14 protein-coding genes are annotated in these 15108 nt (G+C 69.1%); 5 read left to right on the plus strand and 9 right to left on the minus strand.

What is annotated here, in order from left to right:
- Nucleotides 1–7: 7 nt before the first annotated feature.
- The 3 genes from AVL48_RS17420 (at nt 8) to AVL48_RS17430 (ending at nt 3616) form a co-directional block, all read left to right on the plus strand.
- Nucleotides 8–958, plus strand: a complete 951-nt coding sequence (locus AVL48_RS17420) for a hypothetical protein (RefSeq protein ID WP_061984212.1) — start codon at nt 8–10, stop codon at nt 956–958.
- 103 nt (nt 959–1061) lie between these two features.
- Nucleotides 1062–1886 (plus strand): hypothetical protein, encoded by an 825-nt coding sequence (locus AVL48_RS17425; RefSeq protein ID WP_061984210.1) that lies wholly within the window; start codon nt 1062–1064, stop codon nt 1884–1886.
- A gap of 116 nt (nt 1887–2002) precedes the next feature.
- A complete protein-coding gene (locus AVL48_RS17430) occupies nt 2003–3616 on the plus strand; it encodes a succinic semialdehyde dehydrogenase (protein ID WP_061984208.1) in 1614 nt (537 codons plus the stop codon).
- A 70-nt stretch (nt 3617–3686) separates the two neighbouring features.
- Here the strand turns inward: AVL48_RS17430 and AVL48_RS17435 are convergent, their stop codons facing one another.
- The 7 genes from AVL48_RS17435 to AVL48_RS17465 all read right to left on the minus strand — a co-directional run bounded on the left by AVL48_RS17435 (nt 3687) and on the right by AVL48_RS17465 (nt 11970).
- Complete coding sequence (locus AVL48_RS17435) at nt 3687–6710, minus strand: helix-turn-helix transcriptional regulator (protein ID WP_061984206.1); 3024 nt, start codon at nt 6708–6710, stop codon at nt 3687–3689.
- Nucleotides 6711–6773: 63 nt separating this feature from the next.
- On the minus strand, nt 6774–6986 hold the full coding sequence (locus tag AVL48_RS17440) for a hypothetical protein (protein ID WP_061984204.1): 213 nt from the start codon (nt 6984–6986) through the stop codon (nt 6774–6776).
- 163 nt (nt 6987–7149) lie between these two features.
- Entirely contained in the window at nt 7150–7359 is a 210-nt protein-coding gene (locus tag AVL48_RS17445; RefSeq protein ID WP_061984202.1) for a DUF397 domain-containing protein, read from the minus strand.
- A gap of 12 nt (nt 7360–7371) precedes the next feature.
- A complete protein-coding gene (locus AVL48_RS17450; RefSeq protein WP_061984201.1) occupies nt 7372–8289 on the minus strand; it encodes a helix-turn-helix domain-containing protein in 918 nt (305 codons plus the stop codon).
- A gap of 423 nt (nt 8290–8712) precedes the next feature.
- On the minus strand, nt 8713–9612 hold the full coding sequence (gene tesB, locus AVL48_RS17455; protein WP_061984199.1) for an acyl-CoA thioesterase II: 900 nt from the start codon (nt 9610–9612) through the stop codon (nt 8713–8715).
- Between the two features lie 157 nt (nt 9613–9769).
- Nucleotides 9770–11194, minus strand: coding sequence for a pyruvate kinase (gene pyk, locus AVL48_RS17460; RefSeq protein WP_061984197.1), 1425 nt, complete (start codon nt 11192–11194; stop codon nt 9770–9772).
- Nucleotides 11195–11304: 110 nt separating this feature from the next.
- The gene (locus tag AVL48_RS17465) at nt 11305–11970 is read right to left on the minus strand and encodes a DUF2461 domain-containing protein (protein ID WP_061984195.1); all 666 of its coding nucleotides are present in this window, start codon (nt 11968–11970) and stop codon (nt 11305–11307) included.
- 118 nt (nt 11971–12088) lie between these two features.
- Between AVL48_RS17465 and AVL48_RS17470 the strand changes: the two genes are divergently transcribed.
- The gene (locus AVL48_RS17470; protein WP_037304077.1) at nt 12089–12397 is read left to right on the plus strand and encodes an ArsR/SmtB family transcription factor; all 309 of its coding nucleotides are present in this window, start codon (nt 12089–12091) and stop codon (nt 12395–12397) included.
- Here AVL48_RS17470 and AVL48_RS17475 read toward each other — a convergent pair.
- Nucleotides 12391–12732 carry a winged helix-turn-helix transcriptional regulator gene (locus tag AVL48_RS17475; protein ID WP_061984260.1) on the minus strand — a complete coding sequence of 114 codons (342 nt, stop codon included), beginning with the start codon at nt 12730–12732 and terminating at the stop codon, nt 12391–12393. The genes AVL48_RS17470 and AVL48_RS17475 overlap by 7 nt on opposite strands.
- A 104-nt stretch (nt 12733–12836) precedes the next feature.
- On the opposite strand from AVL48_RS17475, the gene AVL48_RS17480 reads away from it, so the two are divergent.
- Nucleotides 12837–13307, plus strand: a complete 471-nt coding sequence (locus AVL48_RS17480; protein ID WP_074038064.1) for a group II truncated hemoglobin — start codon at nt 12837–12839, stop codon at nt 13305–13307.
- Nucleotides 13308–13458: 151 nt separating this feature from the next.
- Here the strand turns inward: AVL48_RS17480 and AVL48_RS17485 are convergent, their stop codons facing one another.
- The gene (locus AVL48_RS17485) at nt 13459–14994 is read right to left on the minus strand and encodes an amidohydrolase family protein (RefSeq protein ID WP_061984193.1); all 1536 of its coding nucleotides are present in this window, start codon (nt 14992–14994) and stop codon (nt 13459–13461) included.
- Between the last annotated feature and the right edge of the window lie 114 nt (nt 14995–15108).

A 15108-nucleotide genomic window follows, 5' to 3' on the forward strand; every position in this document is an offset into this window, starting at 1 on the left:
TGCCGTCATGGGGAGATCGACGGCGTTCGCCGCACTGACCACGGCCGTTCTCATGGTCACCGGCTGCGCGAGCGCCACTCCACCGGCTCCGGTGTCTTCGGCGCCACCGCCCACCGGACCCTTGACGTTGCGCGAAGCACTCGGGGACCCGACGACCGTCGACTTCTGCGGCCTGCTGGATTTCGCCGAGATCGAGAAGACGGCTCAGCCGCTGGCCGAACCGACGCTCAGCATGGGCGCGTGCTCGTTCCGGACCACGATCGCGGGATCCGAGGCACTGATCAGTTTCGGCTTCCCGGACGACCGGGCGAAGGAGCGCCTCGCGGCCGCCACACCGGTCACCGAGCCATCGCTCCCTCGCGGCCTGCGCATGGTCCGCTCGGACCTTCAGGGCCAGCCTCTTCTCCATCTGATCTTCACCGACGACTCCTCCTTGCGCGTCGGCACGTTCTCCCAAGGCCGCGAAGCCGCCGGACCGGAACTGCTCGCCGTGGCGACGAAGACCATGGAAGGCGTCGTCACCGCACTGGCGGCGGGCAAGCGGGCGACGCACCTCGAATACCGCGACCGCTCATTGGCGCGGCTGGATGCCTGCTCCGCTCTGGTGTCCGACGACGAGGTCTCCGCGCGGCTGGGCGTCACGGTCGCGGGGCGGGGCGATCTCTCCCGGCACCAATGCCTTTGGGGCGAACAAAACGCGGAGCGGATCGTCCGGCTGGAATTCGGTCTCGGCCCGCATCCGAAGGCCACGGCGGGGGTCGCCGGGGAGACGGTGGGCGGACGCGGGTCCTTCGTCCAGGAGGTGTCCGGCGGCTGCACGGTGCTCACCGGCCACATCGGCGGACCGGACCCGAACCGGAACCAGGTCGAGCACGCCATCCTCGCCGTGCAGGCACCGGACGCGTGCGTTGTCGCCAGGAGGCTGGCGGCCATCGCCTGGCCGAAACTTCCGGCGTAGCACGCGCCGGTGCGCTTGACCAGCGCACAGGTGACCCTTATCTCGTCGGCCGATTCATGGTGGAATTCCTTGCTGGACAACAGAACCGGCGGAGGAGCCGACCATGAGCGCGCCGCAGCAGCAGCCGTATCAACCGACTGGTCCGTTCGGCGCAATGCAGCCGGTCCAAACTCCGGTGACGGCACCTCGACCGCCGTCCGACGCCCGGCTGCCCCGGTTGTTCGCCGCGATGATGGGCGTTTTCGCCGGGCTGCTCATCCTCGTCGCCACCTTTCTGCCGCAGTCGACCTACGAACAGATCTCCGAAGGCAAAACGGTGTCGAAGTTCGCCGAGACCGGGTGGGCGCGCTCCTTCGACATCGAACCCTCGGCGGAGGAGAAGGAGTTCTACGACAAGACCCATGTCGCCCGGTACGGCATCCCGCTGTCCGCCGCGGCGCTGACGCTGTTCGCCGGGGCCGCGGTGGGGTTCGCCTCGTACCGGCGGAACTCGGGTTCACCCGCGGCGACGACGTCGAGGACCCTGCTGATCGCCGGCGGCGCCGGGACCGCGTTCGGGGTCTGGATGCTCGGCATGGACATCTCGGCGAGCCTGAGCTTCGGCCAGGACACCGGCCGGTTCGTCACGCGCTACGGAACCGGAGGCGGATTCTGGATCCTGCTCGCGGGCGGTCTCGTGGCGTTGCTCACCCTCGCACTGGCGATCGTGGCCCACCGCCGGGAACCGGTGAGGGCCCCTCAGAGCCCTTACCCGGTCACCTACTCCCCTTACCCGCAGAGCGCCCCTCAGCAGCAGTATCAGCAGCAACCGCCGCGTCCGGCCTATGAGCCGCCATCGCCCCCGACCCCGCCGGCGGGCTCGGCGTTGCAGCAGCAGGACATCTTGCGCCCGCCCACCGACACTCCGCCATCACCAGACAATATGTGAAACTTATTCATATCAGCGCTGGACAGTCTCCATACCGGCAGTATGCTGTACTCGTCGGTAACACCTGGGCTCTGCGTGGCGCCTCCGGGCTCCACGCCGCATGGAACGGAGACGGCATGACGAGCACGACACCGGCGAGCGCGAGCCAGCACACCGAAGGCCCGGCCACCATCGGCGGCGTCCCCGGCGCCCCGGCGTCGGCGAGGGCGGAGCGGCTCGTGGGGCGGGTCGTGGGCGGCAAGGACTCCGCGCCGGTCCAGATGCGCGCCCCGTTCACCGGAGAGCCGATCGCCACGCTCCCCCAGGCCACCGACGCCGACGTCCGCGCCGTCTTCGATCAGGCGCGCGAGGCGCAGCGCTCGTGGGCCGAACGCTCGGTCGAGGACCGCCAGCGCATCCTTGTCCGCCTGCACGACCTGGTCTTGAAGCGCCAGGAAGAGGCGCTCGACCTCGTGCAGATCGAGGCGGGCAAGGCGCGGATGGACGCTTTCGACGAAGTCAGCGCCACCGCCCTCGTGGCCGCCTACTACGGCAAGCACAGCGCGAAGTTCCTGTCGCCGCGCCGCCCCGCCGGGCTGATCCCGGTACTGACGAAGGTCGGCGAGATCCGGCACCCGAAGGGCGTCGTCGGGATCATCTCGCCGTGGAACTACCCGCTCGCGCTCACCGCGATGGACGTCCTGCCCGCGCTCGCGGCGGGCAACGCCGTCGTGCAGAAGCCGGACAACCAGACCGCGCTTTCGGCCCTGTGGCTGCAGGAGCTCGCCGAGGAGGCGGGGCTGCCAGCCGGGGTCTGGCAAATCGTGCTCGGCCGCGGTTCCCGGATCGGCGACGCGCTGGTCGAGGAATCGGACTATCTGTGCTTCACCGGATCCACGCCGACGGGCAAGGGGCTCGCCGCGAAGGTGGCGGAGCGGCTGACGAGCTACTCGCTGGAACTCGGCGGCAAGAACCCGATGATCGTGCTGCCCGACGCGGACATCGCCAAAACCGCCGCGGGCGCGGTGACCGCGTGCTTCTCCTCCGCGGGCCAGCTGTGCGTTTCCGTCGAACGGATCTACGTCCACGAATCCATCCGCGAGGAGTTCACGCGCGCCTTCGTCGCCAAGACCGCCGCGCTGCGTCTCGGAGGCGCCCTCGACTACCAGGCGCAGATGGGTTCGCTGACCTCGGAAGACCAGCTGGCGACCGTGTCGGCGCATGTCGAAGACGCTCGCTCCAAGGGCGCGAAGGTGCTCACCGGTGGCAAGGCCCGCCCTGATCTCGGCCCGCTGTTCTACGAGCCCACCGTCCTCACCGACGTCACCGAGGACGTCAAGCTGTTCGCCGAAGAGACCTTCGGGCCGGTCGTGTCGATCTACGGCTACACCGACGTCACCGAGGCGATCGAGCGCGCCAACGACACGCGGTTCGGGCTGAACGCGAGTGTGTGGTCGCGCAACGGCCGCGCGGGCTGGGAGGTCGCGGCGCGGCTGAAGGCCGGGACCGTCAACGTCAACGAAGGCTTCGCGGCGACCTTCGGGACCGTGGGGCTGCCGATGGGCGGGATGAAGGAGTCCGGCGTCGGACGGCGTAACGGTGCCGAAGGGCTGCTTAAGTACACCGAGGCCCAGGCGATCGCGCTGCAGCGCGGGATGCCGCTGCGCCCCGGCCGCGGCATCCCGCCGAAGCTGTGGGCGAAGACCCTGAGCGTGAGCCTGAAGGTCCTCCGCCGCCTTCCGCGCCGCTGATTCACGCATTTAGTCCTCTGAATGCGGTACTTGCACCACGCAAAGACCGCATTCAGAGGACTAAACGCGTTCAGGACGAGGTGGGGGCGGCCAGCAGGCCCCGGTCGTAGGCGATCGCGACGGCCTCCGCCCGGCGGCTCGCGCCGAGCTTCGCCATCACGCGGGAAAGGTGGACGCTCACCGTCTTCTCGCTGATGTACAGCTCCTCGCCGACCTGCCGGTTGGTCCGGCCGAGCGCGACGCGCTCCAGCACGTCCCGTTCGCGGTCGGTGAGCGGGTCGACGACGTCGCGGCGCGGCGCCACGGGCTCCCCGGGCAGCTCGACGCGCGCCCGGTGACTCAGCTCCCGGACGGCTTCGCGCAGCGGACAGGCATTCAGCTTGTCGGCCACCGCGTGCACGGCCACCAGCTCCGACGCGGCCAGCGAGGCGTCGCCGTCGGAAGCCAGCAGCGCCTTCGCGTGCTGAAGGCGGCACATGGCCTGCTCGTACACCGCGCCGTATCCGAACGCGTCGACCGCCTTCGCCCACAACGCCGGGTCCCCGGCGCCGTGCAGACAGCTGCCGAGCGCTTCCAGCCGGGCGAGCCACGCCAGTGCCTCCGGGCCCAGCGACACCGAACGCGGGACGCCGTGTTCGGCGCAGTGGCGGCCGTGGGCGAGCATCTCCTCGCCCGATTTCACCGCGGCCTCGACTGTCGCCGAGTCCCCGCGTACCCGGGCCTCGGCGGCCTGCGCGACGGCGGCCGCGAGGCCGTGCACGCTGATCCGGATCCCGCCGAGCAAGGCGGGCTCGACCTCTTCGATCCAGTCGATCAACTCGTGCGCCTGCCGCACCGCGCCCGCGTGGTCCCTTCGCCACGTCGCGAGCTGGATGCCCGCGTCACCCGCGGCCAGCGCGATCGAAACGTCCGTGCTCCAGTGCTGTCGCAAACCGGCGAGGATCTTGTCCGCGTCTCCGAACCGTCCCCTGGCGACGACGAACTGCGCCCAGATACTCAAAAACCGTGCCGCGACGGCACTCGAAACCCCGCGGCCCGCTCGGCCGGCGTCGTCGTCGTTCGGCCAGTCCCCGCTGACGTACCGCAGCGTGAGGTGTTTGGTCCGCAGTTCGATCCCGAACGAGCTCCAGGTCAGCCCGGTCTCCTCGGCTCGCTTGATCCCCTTGGCGTAGTACTTCAGCGCAGGCTGGATCTCGGCCCGATCGTCGTAGCTCAGCCCGAGGAAGTGCAGCGCCCGGAGTTCACCGTTGAGCGCGCCCGCTTCCTTGGCCTTCCGCTCCGCCTGCCGCAGCCGCTCCCGTGCCTCCTCGACGTCGCCCGCGGAGTCGGCCAGCGTGCCGAGCGAGACCAGCGCGGCCGCCTCCGCCCCGTCCGCGCCGACGGCCCTCGCGTCGGCGACCGCGGCCAACGCGCACTTCAGCGCCTCTTCGTACCTGTCGATCAGGCGCAGGATGCCCGCCCTGGTGGCGAGCACCCAGGCCCGCGCGGAACTCGCCTCGGTGTGTTCGACCAGCTCCCAGGCCTTGTCGATCGCCTCGACGACCTCGTCCAGTGTGCCGTCGACCGAAAGCAGCGCCTCCGCGTGCCGCCGCCAGACCTTGGCGGCCCGTTCGCCGCCGGTGTCCGGCCCGAGGGCCTCGGTCGCGGACCGCGAGTAGGCGACCGCCCGCTCCGGTTCCCCCGACGTGCTCGCGAAATACGAAGCCTCGTGCAGGAGGCGGAGTTCGTCGACGCCCGGCGGCCGGTCCGCCGGGGGTACGGCGTCCCAGATGGACAGTGCCTGCTCGACGTGCCGCAGCGCGGAACCGGGCGCGCCCAGCTTCTCCGCTTCGTCCATCGCGCGCAGCAACGCGGCCAGCGCGGTGACGAAGTCCTTGCTCTCCAGGCTGTGGTGCGCGAGCCGCGCGTCCTGGCCCCGGCTCTGTGCCCGGCCGCGGATACGCGCCGCGTAGGCCGCGTGCATGCGCACCCGCTCCCCCGGCAACAGATCGCCGTAGACCGCTTCCTGCAGCAGCGCGTGCCGGAAGGTGTAGAAACCGTTCTCGATCACCAGCACGTGATGCTGCACCGCCTCGCGCAGTGCCTCGTCGAGTTCGAGCTCGTCCAGGCCGGAGATCTCGGTGAGCGCCGCGTGCGCCACCGCGTCCTTGGCGACCGAGACCACTCGCAGCACCCGGCGGGTGACCGGCGAAAGCTGCTCCACCCTGGCGAGGAGCACTTCGGCCAGCCCGGCGGGGAGCTCACGGCAGTCCTTCGCGGACGCGAGCAGCTCCTCGACGAAGAAGGGATTGCCCTCGGACCGGGCGACGATGTCGGCGATCATGTCCTGGCTGATCGGCTCGTCGGCCAGCGCCTCGACGAAGGCACGCGCGTCCTCGGCGCCGAACGGCTTGACCTCGACACGTTCGACCGCGCCCAGCCGGACCACCTCGGACAGCAGAGCACGCAACGGATGCCGCCGGTGCACGTCCTCCTCGCGGTAGCTCGCCACCAGCAGCAACCGCTGGGTGCGCAGCCTCGTCAGCAGGAAGGACAGCAGGTTGCGGGTGGAGCCGTCGGCCCAGTGCAGATCCTCCAGCAGGATCACCACCGGCCGGCGCTGCGCGATGGCGGTCAGCACCCCCAGTACCGCGTCGAACAGCTGGAGCTGGCCGAGGTCCTGTTCGGGCCGGAGCCGTTGCGTCGACACCCGTTCGCTCGCGGTGAGCTGACCGTCTTCGATGGCGGGGAAGTCCTCCGCCTGCTGCAGCTGCGGGAGCAGCCTGCCCAGCGCCGGCCGGGCCCGGACCGCGGCGGTGACCGCGGGATCGGAAGTCGTCGCCAGCGGCGCGAGCGCCTCGGCGAACGGAAGATAAGGGAGACCGCCCTCGTGGACGTCGATACAGCGCCCGGTGAGCACCAGGGCGCCCGTGGACGCGGCGAATTCGCCGAGCGCGGTCAGCAGCCGGGTCTTGCCGACACCGGCGTCACCGGAGAGCAGCACCGCGCCGGCCTCGGCCCGTTCTGCACGGGCGAAGGCGGCGCGGAGCTGCCGCATCTCCTGAGTGCGGGCGACGATCGGGATTCCGGAGCCAAGACGGGGCACAAGGTGCATTCTTGCCTACCGGGCCGACAACTTCGCCTGTGTTTTCGCCGAGAGCTTCATCGCACTCGACCTCTACCTGGTGATCTCGCCGCTGCGAGCGGGCACCTGCCCGGCTTCGCGGCGCTGCTGGACGGGCACCCGGACTTCGGCACGGTGCGCCCGAGCCCGCTTGGTCACCCGGCGAGCCCGGTCGACCCAGACACTGCGGCCGGCCTTCTGCAGCTCTTCCCGCCGGTAAGCCACCTCGGCCAGTACTCCGACGAGCATCGCGTCATTGCTGTGCATCACGTTTCCCCTTAGGAACTCACTACCTGGTTTGGTAGTGACCAGATTCGTCCTGAGGGGTGCCTCGCAGCATCGGGTGATCACCTACACCCGGACGTGATTCGACCCCTTACTCCCGCCCATCCCCTGCTCGGGGGGCGTAAGGGGTCGAAGTCCAGCGTCTCTAGTCGTGAGCCGGGCCACTCTGGCGTACCGCGCTGAGCAGCCCCCGCCAAGCGTGCGGCGAAAGGCGGAAGGCTCCTCCTTCGGGATCTTTCGAGTCCCTCAGCGCGGCACCCGAACCGGTGAAGGCGACCTCGACGCAGTCGTTGCCGCCACCGCTGTGGCTGCTCTTCCGCCAGTGGGCCTGGCAAAGATCATCGTTGGGCGTCATGCTCCCCGCTCCTTACTTGTTTCCAGGGACCTCGAGCGCACCGAGGTCTCGATACTGCGGTGTATTCGGGAGGGCCGCCTGTTCGGCGAACCTTCCGGCGGCCTCGGCGATCACCTCGACCGAGTCGTCCGGTTTCAACGCGGCGGCACGGAGATGGTCGAACATCAACGCGTATCGCCGGACGTCCGGGGGTTCCTCCAGGTAGAGCCCGCTGGAGGTGCTGTCGACGTAGACCACGTCGGTGTCGGCCAGTTCGGGGAAGCCCATGATGAGGAACGGACCCTCCATCCCGGGATGGGCACCCGCGCCGAACGGCACGATCTGGATGGTCACGTTCGCCCTCCCCGCCATCGCGACCATCCGGTACAGCTGTTCCGCCATCACCTCGGCCCCGTCGACCGTGCGATGCAGGACCGCTTCGTCCATGACGGCCCAGTACTCCGGCGGCGAAGGGTCGGTCAGCAGTTCCTGCCGCGCCATCCGCGCCGCTACCCGGCGCCTGACCTCGGCTTCCTCGGCGTCGGGCCGCATCGCCCTGATCACGGCCCTGGCGTAACGCTCGGTCTGCAGCAGTCCCGGCACGAGCAGCGCCTGGAACGCGCGAAGGGAACTCGCGTCCGCCTCCAAGCCGACGAAGGTGCCGGTGAACACCTCGTTATACGCGTGCCACCAGCCGCGTTTGCGCGCTTCCCTGGCCAGCTGGACGAGCGCCTCCTGCTCGTCGCCGGCGATGCCGTACAGCTCGAGCATGTCGCGCGCGTCGCGCGGGGTGACGCCGACGTGTCCCGTCTCGATGCGGCTGACCTTCGAAGCCGAGCATTCGAGCTTCTCGCTCACCTCGTCGATGGTGAGGTCGGCCGCCTCGCGCAAGCGCCTCAGCTCGCTCGCCAGTCTCCGGCGGCGCACGGTGGGCCCTTGTCCCCTCGTCATCACGGCACCTCCACAAGACTGTCCGGGCTACACCGATCGCGACACGGCGGGCAGAACGGTGTTCGCCTCACCTCGCACAACCACATCTAACCAGCCCGAGACACATTCGGTGAGATGGTCACAGGACCATTTTCCGGAACCGCCGGATTTTCATCCTGCAATTTGCAGATTGCCGTTGTAGGTTGAGCATCGTGCGACGCTCGCGGCCCGGGCGCGGGCTCGCGAGCTGCACCGATGGGACTCCGAAAGGGTACCTGTCTAAGCCAGATTCACCCGGCGCAGGGCCGGAGCCGTCCCCCGATCGGTTCCGGCCCTCCCTTATGCCCGCAGCCCTTACTTAATGCTCTGGCTCCAGATGTTAATGCGTTTCGCCATTCCCTCTAGAGGGTGGACAAAACGCGTTCCGATGCGGAACGTCACCGTTCACACCACCCGGAGAAGGCCCTCCTGCACGACGGTGGCGATGTGTGTTCCGTCCGCGGCGAAGAACCGGCCCGTGGCCAGACCCCGGGCACCCGAGGCGGTCGGCGACGCGGAGTCGTAGAGGAACCACTCGTCGGCGCGGAACGGGCGGTGGAACCACAGCGCGTGGTCGAGGCTGGCGCCGAGCACCTTGTCGAGATCCCAGTAGACGCCGTGCCGCGCGAGGACCGAGTCCAGCAACGTCATGTCGGAGGCGTAGGTCAGGACGCAGACGTGCAGCAGCTGCTGGTCCGGGAGTTTGCCGTCGGCCCGCATCCAGACCTGGTTCCTGGCGGGGCGCTCACCGGACTTCCGGGTCACCCACGGCGGGTCGTTGACGTAGCGCAGGTCGATCGGGCGCGGCCGGTCGAGGTGGCCCATGAAGTAGCCCTCGGCGCGCTCCTGCAGCGTCGGGAGCGCCTCGGGATCGGGCACGTCGGGCATCGTCTCGGAGTGCTCGATGCCGCCCTCGTCCTTCTGGAACGACGCCGACAGCGAGAAGATCGCCTTGCCGTGCTGGATGCCCACGACCCGGCGGGTGGTGAACGAGCGGCCGTCACGGATGCGGTCGACCTCGTAGACGATCGGGACACTCGGGTCGCCGCCGCGGATGAAGTACGCGTGCAGCGAGTGGACCTTCCGCTCCTCGGGCACCGTCCGGCCGGCGGCGACCAGCGCCTGCCCCGCGACCTGCCCGCCGAACACGCGCACCGGCGAATGGGCCGGTGAGACGCCGCGGAAGATGTTCTCTTCGATCTTCTCCAAGTCCAGCAGCGCGACCAACCGGTCGAGCACGGGCTGGCCGCCCACTCCGCCGGTGGTGTCGAATCCGGCCGCGGCCTCCCTGGCCATCTCAGTCATAAGCGGAACCCTATGCGGTCGGACCGTCCAGGGCCTCCGTGAGGCGGGACGTTTGTCGCGAAGACCACCTTCGGGACACCTCGGACGCAATGAAGGGGCCTTTCATCGCAAATTTTGCGATGAAAGGCCCCTTCATTGCACTCGCGGGCGGGCGGCGTCAGGCGTGGTCGTCCTCGCCGAGCCGGTGCACCCGGATGAGGTTGGTCGAGCCGATCGTTCCCGGCGGGGAGCCGGCGACGATGACCACGAGGTCACCCTTGGCGTACTTGCCCATTTCGAGCATCGCGTGGTCGACCTGCTGGATCATCTGGTCGGTGGAGCCGACCTTCGGCACGATCCGGGTGGTGGTGCCCCAGGTCATTGCGAGCTGGCTGCGGACGCTCTCCTCCGGTGTGAACGCCAGCAGCGGCAGCCGCGTGTGCAGCCGCGCCAGCCGCCGGACCGTGTCGCCGGACTGGGTGAAGGCGACCAGCGCCTTGGCGTTCAGCCGCTCGCCGATGTCGCGGGCGGCGTAGGAGATGACGCCGCGCTTGGTGCGGGGGACGTGCGACAGCGGCGGCACGACCGGGGAGTCGGTCTCGACGGCCTCGATGATCCGGCCCATGGTCTGGACGACCTCGATGGCGTAGCGGCCGACGCTGGTCTCACCCGAGAGCATGAGGGCGTCCGCGCCGTCGAGCACCGCGTTGGCGACGTCCGAGGCCTCCGCGCGGGTCGGGCGGGAGCTGTTGATCATCGATTCGAGCATCTGCGTCGCGACGATGACCGGCTTCGCGTTCTCGCGGGCGATCTGGATGGTGCGCTTCTGCACCAGCGGGACCTGCTCCAGCGGGAGTTCGACACCGAGGTCACCACGGGCGATCATCACCGCGTCGAAGGCCAGCACGATGGCTTCGAGGTTGTAGACCGCTTCGGGCTTCTCGATCTTCGCGACGACGGGGAGACGACCCTTGCCGACGCGGTCCATCACCTGGTGGACCAGGTCGATGTCGGCGGGCGAACGGACGAACGACAGCGCGATGAAGTCCACGCCGAGTTCGAGCGCGAATTCGAGGTCCTCGATGTCCTTTTCGGACAGCGCCGGCACGGAAACGTCCATACCGGGCAGGGAAACGCCCTTGTTGTTGCTGACAGGGCCACCTTCGGTGACCTCGCAGACGACGTCCGGGCCGTCGACCTCCTTGACCACGAGGCCGACCTTGCCGTCGTCCACCAGGAGACGGTCACCGGGCTTCGCGTCGTCGGCGAGTCCCTTGTAGGTGGTCGAGACACGGTCGTGGGTGCCCGCGACGTCCTCGACGGTGATCCGCACGATGTCGCCGTTGTGCCACTCGACCGGGCCGCCCGCGAAGGTGCCGAGACGGATCTTCGGCCCCTGAAGGTCGGCGAGGATGCCCACCGCACGGCCGGATTCGGCGGCCGCGGACCGGATGAGGTCATAGACCTGCTTGTGGTCGCTGTGCGTCCCGTGACTGAAGTTCATCCTCGCGACGTCCATCCCGGCGTCGACGAGTTGCCGCATCTTCTCCGGCGTAGCGGTCGCGGGGCCCAGGGTACAAACGATCTTCGCGCGTCGGCTCACGTTCGTACAGCGTAGTCCCTCATCGGTTATCCGTCTTTACCGATACCGAAAGTTCAAGAAAAGTGTCAGTTCACCAGGCGGATCGACAACCACCGAACGAGGTTCGACGGTTATCGGCGCGGCTTCTCGCTCGGCCCGACCCGGTCGCGCGCCCATTCGTTGAACGCCCGCACCTGCCGCCACGCCTTCCGCACCCGGTCGAGCGCGCCCCGCTCGTGCAGGACGTCGTCCGGCTCCCAGACCTTGACGGCGTACACCGATCGATACTTCAGCAGGTCGATGCGCGGGTGATCCTCGGCGAAGCCGCGCGGCTTGGACTTGAGGCGATCGCCCTTGATCTCCCAGCCCGCCTTCGCCAGCTTCGCGAGCAGCTTGGCCAGTTCGGCGCCGTGGACTTCGGTGTCGACGGCCCTGCGGAAGCGCGCGAGCTGGTCGGACTCGAAGTGGAAGCAGCCGCCGCCGACGCGCAGCCCGGCCGGGCCGACCTCGACGTAGTAGGCGCCACCCCCGCGCCCCTGCTCGATCACCGCGCCGCAGTGGGTCTTGTACGGCGTCTTGTCCTTGGCGAACCGGACGTCGCGGTACGGGCGGAAGACCTTCCCCTCGCCGAAGCCGTCCCCGAACTCCGGGACCAGCTCCGCGAGCAGCGCCTCCATCGGCGCGCGGACATCGGCCTGGTATGTGGCCAGGTTCTCGTCCCAGTAGGACTTGGAGTTGTCGGCCTCGAGACCGTCGTAGAAGTCGATGGCGTACTCACCGAAACCCTCGAAACCCATGGGGTGACGGTAATCCTCGCCACCGGCGGCCTCGCGTGAAGGCCCCCTTTCCCGGTACATGATGGAGCTTTCCGAACATTTCTTGACGGAAATATGCCGCCCGGGGCACATTTCCCGGATGATGCAGACCTTCGAGATCCTCGCCGAACCGCGCCGCCGGACCATCCTCGACCTCCTGCGCGACGGCGAACGGTCGGTCAACGAGCTGGTCGAGGTCCTCGAACTGAGCCAGCCGGCCGTATCGAAGCACCTGCGTGTGCTCCGCGAGGCGGGTCTGGTCACCGTCCGCGTCGCCGCGCAGCGGCGGTGCTACCGGCTCCGCCCGGAGCCGCTCGCGGAAGTCGACGCCTGGCTCGCGCCCTACCGCCGGTTCTGGGAGGGACGGATCGACGCGCTCGAGCGGCACCTCGACGAAGACAGTCAGTGAATCGGTGACGGCTCGAACGTGATGCCGGTACCGGCGGCCCGCTGGACGCCCCAGTCGTAGAGCGCCTGGAGCGCGGGGCGTAACCGCTCCCCGTCCTCGGTCAGCCGGTACTCGACGTGCGGCACCCGCCCCTGCAGGCTGTCGCGGCGCACGAGGCCGTCCGCTTCCAGCTCACGCAGGTGCTGGGTCAGCATCTTCTCGCTGACGCCCGGCATCCGCCGCCGCAGTTCGCCGTAGCGGTGCACCCCCTCCTTCAGATGCGAGAGGATCACCGGCTTCCACTTGCCGCCGATGACGTCGACGGCGAGTTCGACCGCGCAGTGGTACCGCTTCATCGCCACTCCCGTTGGTACGCACCGAAAAGTAAGCGGTTGTCCGGAGCGGACCGTGCTGGTTGCCTTGCCGGACCGGAAGCTCACCGCCGCTGGGAGGACAGTACGTGACCGAGACGCCGACGTTGCACGAATGGGCGGGCGGGATGGCCGCCCTGCGACGGCTGACCACCGTCTTCTACGGCCACGTCCTGAAAGACCCCTTGCTGGAACCGGTCTTCCGCGACATGGACCCCGGCCATCCCGAACACGTCGCGATCTGGCTCGCCGAGGTGTTCGGCGGACCGGAGACCTACAGCCACGACCACGGCGGCCACCGGCACATGGTCGGACGGCACCTCGGCAGGGCCATCACCGAAGAGCAGCGCCGCCGCTGGGTGAACCTGCTCTTCGACGCCGCCGACGAGGCCGGGCTCCCGGCCGATCCCGAGTTCCGCTCCGCGTTCGCCGCCTACGTCGAATGGGGCAGCAGGCTCGCGGTGATGTTCTCCCAGCCCGGCCGCGAGGTGACCGTTCCCGAGCCGATGCCGAAGTGGGACTGGGGCAACCGGCCGCCCTGGCGACCCCCCGCCGCTTGAGCCGGTCATAGTGGGGCGGTCGTGAAGGAGGCCGCCGTGATCCGAGTGGACGGCAGGCCCCCGCGAGACGCCTACGAAGCGCTCCGCATTTCGTCCTCTGAATGCGATCCATGCGCGTGCCACTACCGCATTCAGAGGACGAAACGCGGGGTCAGCAACAGCAGCCCCGGCGGGCCAGTGACCGGATCCGCGCGTTCGCGGCCGTGGCGGCCGGCCGGTTCGCGGCGGCCTCGACGGCGTCGAGCATCCGCTGCCGCGTCGTCTTGTCGAGGACGCGGCCACGGGTGATCACCAGGTCGATCTTCGCGACATTGCGGATGTCGGCGGCCGGGTTCGCCTCCAGCAGCACGAGATCCGCCTCCTTCCCCGCCGTGACCGTGCCCGATGTGTGCTCCCTGCCGAGGAACTTCGCCGCGTCACCGGTGACGGTCTTCAACGCCTGCACCGGCGAAAGCCCGGCCTCGACCAGGAACGCGAGTTCCTCGTGCAGCCCACTGCCGGGGAAGGTGTAGGGGTTGAGGCAGTCGGTTCCGCCGATGATCCCGACACCGGCCTCGTGCGCGACACCGACCAGCCGGAGCGTGTCCTGGTAATACCGCTCCTGCAGGGCGATTTCCGACAACGTCTTCGGCGCGAATCGTTCGATGCCCACGGCCCAGCTCTCGCGGATGTCGGCGGGCACGTATTTCAGCCGCGGGTCCCGCTGGTGGGTTCCGGCGGGCTGCGTGACGATCCGGTTGATCGTCAGCGTCGGGGAATGCCAGGTGCCGTTGCGCCGAAGCCTGCCGAAATAGGACCACGCCACGGTGGGGCTGTAGGTGGAGACCGACTCGAACTCCAGTCGGCGCGCCAGGTTGAAGAAGTCGCGCGGCGCCGCCGGGTCGAAGGGCGTCGCCGCCAACCTGGCGAGGATCTCGTCGCGCCGGGACGAACAGTGGATGGACACCCCGAAGAAGTGCTCGAAACTGTGCTGGCCGAGATCGCTCGCGTCGAAGTGGGAGACCTTGTACGGCCAGTGTCCCGAGAACCTCAGGCCCTGGTGGCGGACCTCGTCCGCGACCGCGCGCAAGGCCTCGGCGCCCAGGTAGGAGTAGATCTTGACGAACTCCGCGCCCGCCGTCTTCTCCGCGCGGACGGCCGCGCGCGCCTCGGCATCGGTCGACACCTGGATCACCGGCGGGCCCAGCAGCGTGACCGGCCCGTCGACTATCCCGCTCCCGACCACGAGGCGCGGGCCGAGCAGCTCACCGCGTTCGATCCGGTCCCTGGTCGCGCGGTTCTCCGCGTAGCCCCACATCTCGCGGCCACCCGTGACGCCGTGCACCAGGTGCAGCGGCGGAACGATCTCTTCCAGATCCGCGCCGTGGGTGTGCATGTCCCACAGGCCGGGGATGAGGTACTTGCCGCGGCCGTCGATCACTCTCGCGACACCGGTGTCCGGCACCTGGCCGGAAGTACCGACCCAGGCGATCCGGTCGCCGACGAGCACGACGGAGACATCGCGGCGAGGAGCCGAACCCGTGCCGTCGATCAGCGTGACCCGCGTGATGACGACGATCTCGTCCGCGGCCGGCTCGCTCGCGGCCGCGGTGGTCGTGCCGGACAACAGTCCGGAGAGCGCCACGCCGGTGCCGCTCGCGGCCAGCCATCTCAGGAACTCGCGCCTGTTGGATCCCGCTTCGGCCATGAAAACCCCGCCCTTCCACCCAGATCCCCCGGAGTGGCCGATTCAACTCGCCGCGAGGTCGAAGCCGCAAGGTCGGCGAAGGCCCCCTACCCAAGATCAGCACGGAGTAAGGGG

It is taken from the genome of Amycolatopsis regifaucium, assembly GCF_001613935.1.
GTDB classification, from domain to species: Bacteria; Actinomycetota; Actinomycetes; order Mycobacteriales; family Pseudonocardiaceae; genus Amycolatopsis; species Amycolatopsis regifaucium.